Annotated in this window: 10 protein-coding genes; 5 read left to right on the top strand and 5 right to left on the bottom strand. The window is 70.9% G+C overall.

Features of this window, described 5'->3' with window-relative positions:
- The 5 genes from V6M42_RS00470 to V6M42_RS00450 all read right to left on the bottom strand — a co-directional run.
- On the bottom strand, positions 1-1,073 hold a 1,073-nt coding region (locus tag V6M42_RS00470), incomplete at its 3' end, for an AMP nucleosidase (protein ID WP_332676418.1).
- 203 nt (positions 1,074-1,276) lie between these two features.
- A complete protein-coding gene (locus tag V6M42_RS00465; RefSeq protein WP_332658999.1) occupies positions 1,277-2,128 on the bottom strand; it encodes an alpha/beta hydrolase in 852 nt (283 codons plus the stop codon).
- Between the two features lie 73 nt (positions 2,129-2,201).
- Positions 2,202-4,244: an AsmA family protein gene (locus V6M42_RS00460; RefSeq protein ID WP_332658998.1), complete on the bottom strand. Its 2,043-nt coding sequence runs from the start codon at positions 4,242-4,244 to the stop codon at positions 2,202-2,204.
- Between the two features lie 129 nt (positions 4,245-4,373).
- Positions 4,374-6,470, bottom strand: a complete 2,097-nt coding sequence (locus tag V6M42_RS00455) for a S9 family peptidase (RefSeq protein ID WP_332676415.1) — start codon at positions 6,468-6,470, stop codon at positions 4,374-4,376.
- 75 nt (positions 6,471-6,545) lie between these two features.
- Entirely contained in the window at positions 6,546-8,645 is a 2,100-nt protein-coding gene (locus tag V6M42_RS00450) for a S9 family peptidase (RefSeq protein ID WP_332676413.1), read from the bottom strand.
- 96 nt (positions 8,646-8,741) lie between these two features.
- On the opposite strand from V6M42_RS00450, the gene V6M42_RS00445 reads away from it, so the two are divergent.
- From V6M42_RS00445 to addB, 5 genes are all read left to right on the top strand, one after another.
- Complete coding sequence (locus tag V6M42_RS00445; protein ID WP_332658995.1) at positions 8,742-9,605, top strand: GNAT family N-acetyltransferase; 864 nt, start codon at positions 8,742-8,744, stop codon at positions 9,603-9,605.
- Positions 9,598-10,074 carry a tRNA (adenosine(37)-N6)-threonylcarbamoyltransferase complex ATPase subunit type 1 TsaE gene (tsaE, locus tag V6M42_RS00440; protein WP_332658994.1) on the top strand — a complete coding sequence of 159 codons (477 nt, stop codon included), beginning with the start codon at positions 9,598-9,600 and terminating at the stop codon, positions 10,072-10,074. The genes V6M42_RS00445 and tsaE overlap by 8 nt, the downstream gene beginning before the upstream one ends.
- Entirely contained in the window at positions 10,067-11,155 is a 1,089-nt protein-coding gene (gene amgK, locus V6M42_RS00435; RefSeq protein WP_332676411.1) for an N-acetylmuramate/N-acetylglucosamine kinase AmgK, read from the top strand. The genes tsaE and amgK overlap by 8 nt, the downstream gene beginning before the upstream one ends.
- Positions 11,152-11,868 (top strand): N-acetylmuramate alpha-1-phosphate uridylyltransferase MurU, encoded by a 717-nt coding sequence (murU, locus tag V6M42_RS00430; RefSeq protein ID WP_332658992.1) that lies wholly within the window; start codon positions 11,152-11,154, stop codon positions 11,866-11,868. Before amgK ends, murU begins: the two co-directional genes overlap by 4 nt.
- The coding region (gene addB / locus V6M42_RS00425; protein ID WP_332676409.1) for a double-strand break repair protein AddB at positions 11,865-13,897 on the top strand (2,033 nt) is incomplete at its 3' end. The genes murU and addB, both read left to right, overlap by 4 nt.

Here is a 13,897-nt window from a genome sequence, read left to right as displayed (position 1 = left end):
GCGCCGGAGACGATCTTGGCGGCGTCATAGAGGGCGCGCTGGACCTCGGCGATGTTGGGGATCGGAATGTCGGGCGGCAGGACCGCGTCCAGCACATGGTCGTCGCGCAGATAGGCGTGGGCCAGCACATAGTCGCCGATGCTCTGCGAGGGACGCAGCCCGCCGCAGTGGCCGATCATCATCCAGGCGTGGGGACGGGTCACGGCCAGGTGGTCGCAGATGGTCTTGGCGTTGGACGGGCCGACGCCGATGTTGACCAGGGTGATGCCCTTCCAGCCCGGCGCCGTCAGGTGGTAGGCGGGCATCTGGTGCTTCTTCCAGGCCGCGTCCATGACCGCCGTCTCGGGATTGGGCGTGTCGCGGGTGATGACGATGCCGCCGGCGCAGACCAGCCGGTCATAGGCGCTGTTGGGGTCGGCGATCTGGGCGCAGGCCCAGCGCACGAACTCGTCGACGTAGCGATTGTAGTTGGTGAACAGGATGTAGCTCTGCACATCCTCGACCGGCGTGCCGGTGTAGTGGCGCAGGCGGGCCAGGGAGAAGTCGGTGCGCAGGCCGTCGAACTGGGCCAGCGGAAAGTCCCTGGTCAGGTCGAACAGGCCGTCCGAAATCTCGTCGCCGATATGGGCCAGGTCCGTGGTCGGGAAATAGCGCGCGACGGCGGCCGTCTGGCTGCGGTCGAGGGCGACGTCCGAGCCGTCCATCACATAGGGGAAGGGGATCTCCTGCTCCGACGGGCGCACGTCGAAGGTGGCGCCGTAGTCGGCCTCCAGCAGGCTCAGCTGTTCCAGCAGATAGGGGCGGTACAGGTCCGGCCGGGTGATGGTGGTCGAATAGGCCCCGGGGCGGGACATGCGGGCGAAGGCGCGCTGTTCCAGATTGGCCGGCCGCTCGCCGTACCAGCTGACCCGGAGTTCGGGATAGGAGAACAGGCCTTTGGCCCGGGCCTCGGGATCGGCGCGTTCGCCGGTCCGGAGGAAGGTCCCCACCGCGGTGCGCAGGTTGGAGACGGACTGGTTGTAGAGTTCTTCGAGACGGTCCAGCGCCGCCGTTGGGTTCATCGTTTCTGTCATGGCCTCCTCTAGCGGAAGAAGATGACCTTGGCGAGACGGCCACGCTTTCCCGTCATTCCGGGGCCGCGCAGCGGAACCCGGAACCCAGGTGACTGGACTTAGTAGCGTGACGCGCCGCGAACATTAGCGTCAGCCTCCTGGGTTCCGGGTTCTGGTCCGGCTGCGCCGATCCCAGCCCCGGAATGACGAACGGGGTGGCTGGCTCAACCCAGCTCGCGGTGCAGGAAGGCCGTCACATCCTCAAGCACCGGAGCCTTCCGCCGGAACAGGGGCGAGAAGGTCGCGATCAGGTCGGCGTGGTTCAGGCCCGGATAGAGCTTCGCCTCGCAGCGGCCGCCGACGGCCTTCATCCGGTCGCACAGGATGGTGCTGTCCTCGGCGTGGACCACGACATCCTCCGTACCGTGGCCCAGCCACAGCGGCGGGGCGTCGGCGCGGGCGAAGGTGACGGGCTGGGTCAGGGTCGGGTCGGGAACGCGCCGGAAGGCGTTGATCGAGGCGGGCACGTCGAAGGGCAGGAAGTCGTACGGACCGGCCAGACCCGCCGCCGCCCTGATCAGATCGGGCGCGCCGGCCGCCAGCATGTAGCGGCGGTCGAGCGCGATCATCATCGCCAGATGGGCCCCGGCGGAATGGCCGATGACCCCCAGCCGGCCCGGGTCCGCCCCGTACCGGCCCGCGATCTCGCCCGCCATGGCGGTGGCCGCCGCCGCATCCTCGATGAAGGCGGGGAAATGGACCTGCGGGACCAGCCTGTAGTCCGGCGTCGCCACCACGAACCCCCGCGCCGCCAGCGCCTGCGCGGCCCAGGCGTAGAGCCGCCCCTCGCCGCTGTCCCAGCCGCCGCCGTAGAAGAAGACCAGCATCGGCCAGGGCCCCGCCTCGACGGGGGCGTGGATGTCCATCTTCTGACGGGGATCGTCTCCGTAAGCGATGTCGCGAGCCACGCGCCGCACGCCCGCATCGCGCGGCCCCAGACCGTTCAGCACCGCCAGCGGCGAGCAGGCCGCGGCGATCAGGCCGAGAGCGGGGGCGAACAGGCCTCTGCGGGTCATGCATTCCCTGGAGTCAGACGGAGACGCGCGCAGATACGCACGGAAATCCGTCCCGGCTCAACCGCCCGCCGGTTTATCGCGCCGAGGAGATCAGGGCGCCGCAGTTGGCGTCCTTGGCCAGACCCGGATCGACGAAGGGCAGCAGGGCGACCAGCGGGTTGATCAGGGCCCCGATCACCACGCCCAGACCCACCTGCCCGGCGACCGCCCCGCCATCGATTCCGACCTTGGGGGCCGTGAGCGGGCCGCTGATCGTGATCGGCGACCACAACCGGATCAGCCGCGGCGACTTGGTCTCGCCGTCGATGCGCAGGTTCATGGTCTCGGCCCCGAGGTCGATCGTGCCGGTTCCCTTGGCCAGCACCGGGGTGGTGTCGATGACGAAGGTCCGGGCCGTAGCCGTCCCGCCGCTGACGGTGAAGTCGGCCACGGCGCAGCGGATTTCGGACGTCCCCGTGTCTCCGGACAGCAGCTTGCCCAGGCCGGCGGTGACATTGATGCCCAGCAGTTCGGCGAAGGCGGCGCGCATCTGGCCCTGGGGCACCACGAGGCTCATCGTGCCCTTGGAATTGGCGGCGAAGTCGTGGATCGAGGCGCCCGAACCCTCCAGCTTGGCCCGCCCTATGGCCCGACCGGTCACCGTCGGCGCGCCGTTGCGCGCGGGGATGATCGATTCGAGCGGATAGCCGCGCAGGCGGAAGTCGGCGGTCGTGTAGGGGATTTTTTTGGTCGCGTTGATGCGCGCCGTGCCGTCCAGTTCGCCACGGTTGAAATCGAAGGACACGGGATCGAGGTTGAGGATTCCGTCCTTCAGCTGGGCCCCCAGATTGACCCGGCGCACGTCCAGTTCGTTGCGCTTCACCTGACCCGCGCGATACGTCAGCGTCCCGTCCATGACCCGCAGGCGTTCGACGTTCAGCGGCGCGTCCGGCAGCAGCTTGCCCGGGACGCCCGAGGTCACGACCGTATTGCCCGACGGCGTGACGCGCGGCGTGCCGCCCAGCACGGACGCCAGGTCGTCGATGTCCAGCAGCCGGGAATACAGCTGCGCCTCCACCTGGCGCCGGTCGCCGGTCTTGTAGACCTTCAGGTCGCCGGACAGATCCGACGAACCGACCCGGCCGCTGAAGTCGTTGAAGGTGAAGACCGTGTCGTCCCGGGTCAGCTTGCCGCTGAGGCGATAGCGGGGCGTGTTCGGCGTGGTGATGCCCGTCAGCAGATACAGGTCCGCCAGATCGCGGCCCTCGAGGCTGAGGGTCGCGGTAAACTGGCCCAGGTCGAACGGCCGGGTGATAGAGCCGTCCGCGACCAGCCGCGACCCGACACCCGAAAGCTCGGCCTTGAAGCCGTAGGGCCGGTTGCGCTTGATGTTGATGAAGGGCCCGCCCCGCACCTCCAGCGTCAGGGGCGTGCCGTTGATCGTTCCCTGTCCTTCCAGATGGAAGCCGGCGGTTCCGTCGGTTCCCTCACGCGCATTGACGGTGGCGTTCAGCCGGATCTTGCGGCCCTGTTCATCCAGGAAGACCTTGCCGTCGCGGATGACGAGGTTGTTGATCGGCGGCAGCCGCAACGGGCCGGTGTCGGGCTTGTCCGGATCCAGCATCCAGCTCTTCCGGCCGTCCGCCGTAGAGATCAGCACGATTTCGGGGCGGGTGATCTGCACCAGCGGCATCTCGATCCGTCCGGACAGCAGCGGCATGAGACGCACCGAGGCCAGGGCGTCCTCGACGGCGAGGGTGTCCTTCTCCTTCGCCCAGTCCGGCCCGCCGACGCGCACCCGGCGGACGTGCGCCGAGGGGGTCCAGCTGAACAGCTTCACGTCGAGATCGCCCTGCAGCACGATCTCGCGGTCGTATTTGGCGGAGGCCCAGCGGCCGATCGGCCCCCTGAGCCAGTTCCAGTCGAACAGCATCAGGAAGACGACGATCAGGGCGATCAGGACCAGGGTGACCGTGGCGGCGATCTGCTCGGGCCGGCCCGGGCGGCGGAAGCTGGTGTAGACGGCGTCATTGGCCACGACCCAGTCGCGCCGATTGCGCGCCCACGCGCCCGCCGGGACCAGGGCGCGGTCGCGCACCACCAGCCAGTTCGGATGGTCTTTCAAGGGGTTGGGCACACGCGGTACTCCGTCGAAGCCTCCACAACGCGCGAAGCGGCGGAAAGGCTCAGGCGGCGCCCGGATTCGGGTCGGACCGACAAAAAGGGCGCGCCCGATGCGGACGCGCCCCTTTGTCGTTCGGCCTGTCTATTCGGCAGGCTTCAGATATTTGTCCAGCCAGCCGAACACCTCGTTGTGCCACTGCAGGCTGTTGGCCGGCTTGAGCACCCAGTGGTTCTCGTTGGGGAAGAACAGCAGCCGGCTTTCGACGCCGCGGCGCTGCAGCGCCGTGAAGGTCGACAGCCCCTGCGAGGTCGGGATGCGGAAGTCCAGGTCGCCCTGCACCACCAGCATCGGCGTCTTCCACTGGTCGACGTGGTGGACCGGGTTGAAGGCCTCATAGCCGCGCGGATTGTCGTAGTGGGTGCCGCCGTATTCCCACTCGGTGAACCACAGCTCCTCGGTGCCGTACGCCATGCCGCGGATGTCGAAGACGCCGTCGTGGTTGACCAGGCATTTGAACTCGTCGGACCAGCGGCCGGCGATCCAGTTGATCATGTATCCGCCGTATGAGGCGCCCAGGGCGCAGGCGTTGTCGCCGTCGAGGAAGCCGTAGCGCTCCTGGGCGGCGGCCCAGCCCTTCTGCAGGTCTTCCAGCGGGCGGTCGCCCCAGTGCTGGCTGATGGAGTCGGTGAAGGCCTGGCCGTAACCGGTCGAGCCGTGGAAATCGATCATCACCACCGCATAGCCGGCGCCGGCGTAGGTCTCGGGATTCCAGCGGTAGGACCAGCCGTTGCCGAACGAACCCTGCGGTCCGCCGTGGATCAGGAAGGCGACCGGATATTTGCGGCCCTCGACATAGTTGGCGGGCTTGATGACATAGCCGTGCACCGTCTCGCCGTTCCAGCCGGCGAAGTTGAACTGCTCCGGCTCGCCGAAGGCCTGGTCGTCCAGCTGCGGGTTCACATTGGTGATCCGGCGCGGCATCTCGCGGCCCCGGAAGGTCTTGACGAACAGCTCGCTGGGACGCGTCAGCGTGTCCTGGGCGTAGACGAAGCCGGACGGCGTCTGGGCGAAGGCCGAGACATGTCCCGGCCCCGTGACCGGCGTGACCACGCCGTTGCGCGTGTCGATGGCGAAGATGCGCGTCTGGCCGACGTCGCCGGCGGTGACATAGACCGTATTGCCGTTGGCCGCCCATTGCAGGCTGTCGGCCGAGCGGTCCCAGTCGGCCGCGATCTGGCGCGTCTGGCCCGTCGCCACGTCGCGCAGGAAGATGGCGTATTTGTCGGCCTCGAAGCCCGGGCGGGCCATGGCGCGGTAGGCCATCGTCCGGCCGTCCGGCGAGAAGACCGGGCCGGTGTCCCAGGCGTCGTTGGCGTCCGTCAGGTTCTCGAACGTGCCGTCGCCCGACAGGCCGTTGGTGCGCCACAGGTCGAAATTGGTGCTCCACGGCTCGCTCTGGCCGGCGAGGCGGGCCGAGAAGACGATCGACTGGCCGTCAGGGGCGAAGGTGAACTCGCTCTCGTCGCCGAAGGGCTTGGAGGGGGTGTCGCCGTCGAAGCCTTTCGTGACGTGGACCGGCGCGCCCGTCGCCCGGCCGTTGGCGCCGATCGACTGGACGAAGAGGTGGTTCTGGGTGCCGTCGTTCCAGGTGTCCCAGTGACGCACGAACATCCGGTCATAGACCTGGCCGGTCGAGGGATCGTCCGAGACGGCCTTGGCGCGGTCCACGGTGCAGGCCAGGTCGCCGCACTCGGGGAAGACGGCCAGCGACACCGCCACCCTGTCCGCGCCGGGGCTCAGACGGTAGGCGTTGACGTCCAGCGGCAGGTCCGTGACCTGCACCGGACCGGTCCCGTCGGCGTTGGCGCGCCAGACCTGGCTGGTCCCCGAGCGGCCCGACAGGAAATACAGCCTGCCGTCCGACCCCCAGCGCGCGGTGTTGGCCCCGCCCTCGCTGATCGCCAGCCTGCGGCCCTCGCCCCCGTCTCTCAGGTCCATCATGTACAGCGAACCGGCGCGGCGGTTGGCGGCCACGTCGGTCGTCGTCACGGCGTAGACGACCCAGCGGCCGTCCGGCGACACCTGCGGATCAGCCAGCCGGTTGGCCGAGATCATGTCCTTGTAGTCGAAGGCGTCGGCCGCCTGGATCGTTGCGGGCGGCGCCTCGGCGAGGGCGGGAACGGCCGCGAACAGGGCCAGGGCGGCGCTGGCGCCGGCGAGCAGGGAACGGTGACGCATGAACGGTTTCCTCGGTGACTTTGTCGTCAGTCTCGGCCGCTGGCGTAGCACCACGCGGCGGGGGACGAAAGGCGATCAGGGGGCGGCGGTGTAGTGGGCCGTCCAGTTCAGGATTTCCTGCTGCCAGTCGACCCAGTTGCGCGGCTTCAGCACCCAGTGGTTCTCGTCCGGCACATGGACGAACCGGCTCTCGATCCCGCGCCTCTGCAGGGCCGAGAAGGTCCCCAGCCCCTGCTCCACCGGCACCCGGAAATCGCGCGAGCCGTGCAGCACCAGCATGGGCTTCGACCAGTCGCCGACCCAGGTGTTCGGGCTGAAGTCGCGGTACAGGTCCGCCCGCTCCCACGAGGGTCCCCCGAACTCGGCGACGAAGGTCGAGATGTCCATGGCGTTCATCAGCTGGCCGACGTCGAACACCCCGGCGTGGTTGACCAGACAGCGCCACGGCCCGTTCCACTTGCCGGCGATCAGATTGACCATATAGCCGCCGTAGGACGCGCCCAGCGCGCAGGCCCGGTCGCCGTCGATGAAGGCGTTGGCCGCCAGAGCGGACGCCCAGCCCTTCTGCAGATCCTCCAGCGGCCGGTCGCCCCAGTGGTCGTTGATGGCGTCGGTGAAGGCCTGGCCGAAGCCCGGCGAGCCGTGGAAATTGACCATCACCACCGCATAGCCGGCGCCCGTGTAGATCTGCGGGTTCCAGCGGTAGCTCCAGCCGTCGGTCCAGGGCGACTTGGGTCCGCCGTGGATCAGATAGACCGCGGGGTAGCGCCGACCCTCGACATAGCCCGCCGGCCTGAACACCCAGCCCTGCACCGCCTCGCCGTTCCAGCCCGGGAAGGTGAAGCTCTCGCCCTCCGGCAGGTCGGTCCCCGCCAGGACCGCGGCGTTGTGGTCGGTCAGGACGCGCGGCGCCTCGCCCGAGGCGTCGACGATCTGCGCCGGCCCGCCGAAGCCCTCGCGCGACAGCACCAGCCGTCCGCCTGTCTCGTCATACGCCGAGACCGTGCCCTCGTCCGTGACCGCACGCACGGCCCCCGTCCGGGCGTCGATCTCGAACAGCTTCTGCTGCCCGTTCTCGGCGGCGACGGCGTAGAGCGCCCGTCCGTCCGAGCGCCAGCGCAGGGCGCCGGGGCCGCGGTCCCAGTCCGGCGTCAGCGCCCGCGCGCCCGAACCGTCGGCGTTCCCGACCATGACCACCGCCTGATCGCCGAAGACGTTCTCGCGCCGCCCCGCCAGCCAGGCCAGCCGGCGACCGTCGGGCGAAAAGACCGCATTGGTGTCCGGCGCCGGATTGCCGTCCGTCAGATTGACCGCCGGCCCGCCCTCCATCGAGGCGCTGTAGAGGTCGAGGTCGTTGGTGAAGGCCTCCTCGCGGCCCTGCATCTGGGTCGAGAACACGACGCGCCGCCCGTCCGGCGAGATGACGAATTCGCTGTCGTCGCCCAGCGGCCGCGAAGGCGTGTCGCCGTCGACGCCGGCCATCAGGTCGCGCGGCTCGCCGGCCGCCAGACCCGAGGCGTTCAGCGGCAGGGCGAACAGATGGCTGCGGCGGCCGTCGTTCCAGCTGTCCCACGGCCGCAGCGGCAGCCGGTCATAGGCGCGCACCGTCGACACGGCCGACCCCTGCGCCTTCAGCCGGTCGCTGGTGCAGGCGAGGGTTCCGCAGTCCGCGAACACCGGCAGGGCCGCGACCAGCGTCCGGCCGTCGGGCGTCAGGCGGAAGGCGGTGACGTCGACCGGCAGGGTGGTCACCTGCACGGCCGCCCGGCCGTCGCGGTCCATGCGCCAGACCTGGCTGGAGCCGCCGCGCGACGACAGGAAATAGATCGCCTGCCCGTCCGGACTCCAGCGCGCGCTGGAGACCCCGCCGTCCGAGGCGGCCAGACGCCGGCGGGTCCCGTCGGCCTCGATCACCCACGCCGCGCTGACCCCCTTGTTCCCGCCCCAGTCCGTGGTGCGCACCGTGTAGAGGACGCGCGCCCCGTCGGGCGACAGGCGCGGATCGGCGACCCGCTCCATCACGGCCAGCTGCTCCGGGCTGAGCCCGCCCGCCGCCGTCGGCGCCACCGCGGGCCCGGAGGAGGCCGGCGCCGGCGCCTGGGCCAGCGCCCCGGCCGCGCCCGCCATCCACAGCAGCGCCGCCGCGCCGACCCGATGTCCCGTCCTGATCGCCATCCGCATCCCCTGAGCCTGTCCGCCAGACTTAACACGCCCGCCCCTCCCGCCAAGCCGCTTGCCGAGCGGCCCGGGAGCGGCGACAACCGGCGTCGAATGGACCAGACCGTCGCCCTCACGCCGACCCGCCGGGAACCGCATGTCTGCGACGTGCTGATCGCCGAGCGCGCGCCGCGTCTGACGGCGTCCCTCGCCTGGCCGCTGGTCCGGCCGGTCCTCTACAAGCTGCTCAACTATCGCGCCGCCGTGCGCATGGCCGACGCGGTCAGGCCGCTCTCGGGCGCCGGGGCGCTCGACTATATGAGCGACCTGCTGGACCTGAAGGTCGCGGTCATGAATCCGGAGCGGATTCCGGCGACGGGCCGCTGCATCGTCGTGGCCAACCATCCCACAGGCATCGCCGACGGCATCGCCGTCTTCGACGCCATCCGCGCCCGCCGCGCCGACGCCGTCTTCTTCGCCAACGCCGACGCCCTGCGCGTTTCGCCCCGGCTGGGAGAGGCCGTCATCCCCGTCGAATGGGTGGTCGACAAACGCACCCGGGAAAAGACGCGCGCCACCCTCCAGGCCGCGAAGGAGGCGTTCGAGGCCGAACGCTGCGTCGTCATGTTCCCGGCCGGACGGCTGGCGCGGGTGGCGAAGGACGGCTCGGTCACCGATCCCGAATGGGCCCCCACCGCCGCCTCCCTGGCGCGCAAATACGACGCCCCCATCGTGCCGATCCACGTCGCCGGGCCGACCTCGCGCCTGTTCCACTTCTTCGACCGGATCTCGCCCGAGCTGCGCGACATCACCCTGTTCCACGAGCTGCTGAACAAGCGCCGCAAGCCCTTCCAGCTGAAGGTCGGCAAGCCGGTGCCGCCGACGCGGCTCGACATCGACGCGGTCAAGGCGACCTACGGCCTCAAGGCCTTCACCGAACGGGTCCTGCCCAGCCAGCCGGACGCCGACTTTGCCTGAGACCGCCGCCCCGTCCCTGTCCCTGGCCGACGCCGACGCCACCGCCCGCCTCGGCGCCGCCATCGCCCCGCGGCTCGAGCCCGGCGAGACGGTGCTGCTGTACGGCCCGCTGGGCATGGGCAAGTCGACCCTGGCGCGCGGCCTGATCAGGGCCCTGACCCGGCCCGACGAGGACGTGCCCTCGCCGACCTTCACCCTGGTGCAGTTCTATGAGAGCGAGCCGCCGGTGGCCCATTTCGACCTCTACCGCCTGACCCGGCCCGAGGAGGCGGCGGAGATCGGTCTGGACGAGGCGCTGGATGACGGCTGCGCCGTCATCGAATGGCCCGAGCGTCTGGGCGACGACCCGGCCCGCTGGCTGGGTCCCGACATCCTGGCCGTCACCCTCACGGAACAGGGCGAGGGCCGGGTTGCGACCCTGTCCGGCGCAGGCGCATGGGAGACGAAACTGAAGGACCTTCATGCCTGACCGCGAACACCTCCGTCTCGCCTTCCTGCGATCGGCCGGCCTGGCCGAGGCGACGCGCACCCCCCTCGCCGGCGACGCCTCGACGCGGCGCTACGAGCGGCTGACCACGCCGTCCGGCGCGACCCTGATGCTGATGGATCAGCCCCCGTCGGCCGAGTCCCAGCCCTGTGACCCGGCCTGGACCCCGGAGCAGCGGCATGCGGCGGGCTGGAACGCGGTCGCCCGCCTCTCGGCCGGCCGGATCGAGGCCTTCGCCGCCGTCGCCGACCACCTGCGCCACGCCGGCCTCTCCACGCCGGACATCATCGCCGTCGACGTCGGCAACGGACTGGCCGTGATCGAGGATTTCGGCGACGACCTGTTCGCCCGCGTCATCGACGAGGGAGAACCGCAGGCCCCGCTCTACCTCGCCGCCGTGGACGCCCTGGCCCGTCTCCATCTCACGGGCCTGTATCCGGACGTCATGCCCGGCCCGGGCGGCGGCTGGCCCCTGCTCAAATATGACGCCGTCGCGCTTCAGGGGGGCGCGGACCTGTTCGTCCAGTGGATGCCGAAGCTGCACCCCGGGCTCGATTTCGGTCCGGCGGCGCTCGAGGAATGGCAGGCCGTCTGGGCGCCGGTCGCGGCCATGGGCGAGCAGAAGTCCTGGGTGACCGCCCATCGCGACTACCACGCCGAAAACCTGATCTGGCTGCCGGACCGCGCCTGGCAGCGCCGGGTCGGGATGATCGATTTCCAGGACGCGGTCCTGGCCCATCCCGTCTGGGATCTGCACTCCCTGTTGCAGGACGCCCGCCGCGACGTGCCGCCCGAACTGGAGGCCGTCTGCTTCACCCACTATTGCGAGGTCATGATGGTGGACCGCGAGGCCTACCGGCGCGACTACCACGCCCTCGCCGCCCTCAACGAGGCGCGCATTCTCGGCGTCTTCGCGCGCCTCATCGCCCGCGACGGCAAGCCGCGCTACGCCGCCTTCATGCCCCGCGTCTGGGCTCATCTGAACGCCAATCTGGGCAAGCCGGGACTGGAGGCCGTCGCCGCCTGGTTCGACCGGCACATGCCCGCGGGCCTGCGCGGATGAGCGCCCCGAAGACCGCCATGGTGCTGGCCGCCGGCCTCGGCACCCGCATGCGCCCCCTGACCGACGACCGGCCCAAGGCCCTGGTCGAGGTCGGCGGCCGGGCCCTGATCGATCACGTGCTGGACCGGCTGGCGGACGCGGGCGTCGAACGCGCCGTGGTCAATGTCCACTGGTTCGCCGAGCGGCTGGAAGGCCATCTGGCCGGACGCGGCCGCGGGCCGGAGATCGTCGTCTCCGACGAGCGCGCCGAACTGCTGGAAACCGGCGGCGGACTGAAGAAGGCGGCGGACCTGCTGGGCCCCGATCCGGTCTTCGTCGCCAACATCGACAGCGTCTGGACCGACCCGAGGGGCGATGCGCTGAATCAACTCGCCCGGTTGTGGAATCCGTCAATCATGGACGCCGCGCTTCTTCTCGCGAGACGCGAAGGCTCGATCGGCTTCGAGGGCGACGGCGATTTCTTCCTCGCCGACGACGGCAGACTGACCTTCCGCGGCGAGGCGGCCTCGGCGCCCTTCGCCTATATGGGCGTCCATATCTGCCGTCCCGACTATGTCGCCGACGGCCCCGACGGCCCCTTTTCGCTGAGCGGTTTCTGGCGCCGCTCCGCCGCCGCCGGCCGCCTGTACGGCTGCGTCCTCGACGGCGACTGGATGCACGTCGGCGACCCCCAGGCCCGCGACGAGGCCGAGGCGAAACTGGCGAGGAAATGAGCAGTCGGTTCGATCCGTTCCTGCCGCCTCGCCCGCGCTGGTACGCCATCGAGGCGCGGCGGCCTTTTCTTGAGGATCTGGCCGCCGGCGTTCTGGACTGGCTGGGCGATCATCCGCCCGAAGCCCTGTCGGACGCCGTCATCCTGCTGCCCAACCGCCGCGCCGCCCGCGCCTTCACCGCCGCCCTGTCGAAACAGGCGGGCGGCCGCCCCCTGCTGCTGCCCCAGGTCCGCCCGCTCGGCGATCTGGAAGAGGACGAGCCGCCCTTCGCCCCGGGCGAGCTGGGCCTCGACCTGCCGCCCGCCATCGCCCCGCTGACGCGCCGCTTCGAGATGGCGCGGATGATCGTCGAGGATTTCCGTCCGGGCCTGTCGCCCCTGCGCGCGCTGGAGATGGCGGACGCCCTGGGCGGCTTCCTCGATTCCTGCCAGCTGGAGGAGATCGAGGACCTGCACCGTGTCGCGACCCTGGTCGAAGGCGACCTCGCCGAACACTGGCGCGAGTCCGCCGAATTCCTCGCCCTCGCCGTCGAGGCCTGGCCGAAACGGCTGGAGGCCATGGGTCTGGTCGATCCGGCCTGGCGCCGCGCCCGGCTGCTGCGCCTGCTGGCCACGGCATGGACCGAGCGGCCGCCGACCCAGACCGTCATCGCCGCCGGCTCGACCGGCACCGCCCCCGCCGCCGCCGATGTTCTGGCCGCCGTCGCCGCCGCGCCGCGCGGCTGCGTCGTCCTGCCGGGCCTCGACCGCGAGCTGGACCCGGCGGTCTGGGCGACGCTGGGGGACAATGAACAGCATCCGCAGAACGCCCTGTGGCGGCTGCTGGACGGCCGCGCCGAACGCGAGGACGTCCGCCCGTGGTTCCAGCCCGCCGAGAGCCCGGTTGCCGAGGCGCGCGGCCGCGCCCGCCAGCGGCTGATCAACGAGGCCCTGCGCCCCGCTGACGCCACCGACGACTGGCGCACCGTCATCGGCGCCCTGCGCGCGGACGCCTTCCGCGAACAGTCGGCCGACCCGATCGCCCAGGGACTGGAAGGCCTGTCGGTCGTCACCGTCCGCGCCGAGGAGGACGCCGCCGCCGCCCTGGCCCTGATGATGCGCGAGACGCTGGAGACCCCGGGCCGGACCTGCGCCCTCGTCACGCCGGACCTCGCCCTGGGCCGCCGCGTCGCCGCCCGGCTGGAGCGATGGGGCGTCGCCGCGGACGTCTCGTCCGGCCAGCCGCTGTCGCGCATGGATGCGGGCCGGCTGGTCGACCTCGCGGTCCGCTTCGTGGCGACGCCGATGGACCCCCACGCCCTGCTGGGCCTGCTGAAGCATCCGCTGGTCCGGCTCGACCTCGGCGAGACCGATCCCGCCCTCGCCCTGCGCGCGCTCGAACACCACGCCCTGCGCGGTCCGCGCCATCGCGACTGGAGCCGCCTGCGCCGCGCCCTGCTCAAGGCCGGCGAGACCCGCGAGGACGGCAAGGTTCCGTCCGAAGGGACCCGCGCCCGCCTGGCCGCCGCCGGCGTTCTGGTCGACCGGCTGGAGGCCCTGTCCGCCGCCGCCCTCGCCGCCTTCACGCCCGAGGCGTCGCTGGACGCCGCCGCCCGCGCCCTGACGCAACTGATCGAGACCCTCGCGGGTCAGGACGCCTGGGCCGGTCCCGACGGCGAGGCGGCCGCCGCCCTGCTGTCCGGTCTGATCGAGGGCGGGGCGTCGCTGGGCGCCGTGTCACGCGCCGAGTTCGCCGATCTCGTGCGCGGTCTGCTGACCGAGGAGACGGTGCGCACCGGCGGCGCCAACCAGCCGCGCCTGCGCATCCTCGGCGCCATCGAGGCGCGGCTGGTGCGCGCCGACCGCATGATCCTGGCCGGACTTGAGGAGGGCGTCTGGCCCAACGCCGCCCCGACCGATCCCTTCCTGTCGCGCCCCATGCGTCAGACCCTGGGCCTGCCGCCGCCCGAGCGCCGCCTCGGCCAGACCGCACAGGATTTCGTCCAGGCCGCCTGCGCCGACGAGGCCATACTGGTCCATTCCGAACGCCG

Origin of the sequence: Brevundimonas sp., from assembly GCF_036677305.1 — a bacterium.
Lineage (GTDB): Bacteria > Pseudomonadota > Alphaproteobacteria > Caulobacterales > Caulobacteraceae > Brevundimonas.
This window is presented reverse-complemented; position numbering and strand designations above follow the sequence as displayed.

Bases quoted from the DNA above. Each gene is read 5' to 3' on its own strand.
- V6M42_RS00465 (WP_332658999.1), bottom strand. From the start codon at position 2,128: ATGACCCGCAGAGGCCTGTTCGCCCCCGCTCTCGGCCTGATCGCCGCG.
- V6M42_RS00455 (WP_332676415.1), bottom strand. From the start codon at position 6,470: ATGCGTCACCGTTCCCTGCTCGCCGGCGCCAGCGCCGCCCTGGCCCTG.
- V6M42_RS00450 (WP_332676413.1), bottom strand. From the start codon at position 8,645: ATGGCGATCAGGACGGGACATCGGGTCGGCGCGGCGGCGCTGCTGTGG.
- V6M42_RS00445 (WP_332658995.1), top strand. From the start codon at position 8,742: ATGGACCAGACCGTCGCCCTCACGCCGACCCGCCGGGAACCGCATGTC.
- amgK (WP_332676411.1), top strand. From the start codon at position 10,067: ATGCCTGACCGCGAACACCTCCGTCTCGCCTTCCTGCGATCGGCCGGC.
- murU (WP_332658992.1), top strand. From the start codon at position 11,152: ATGAGCGCCCCGAAGACCGCCATGGTGCTGGCCGCCGGCCTCGGCACC.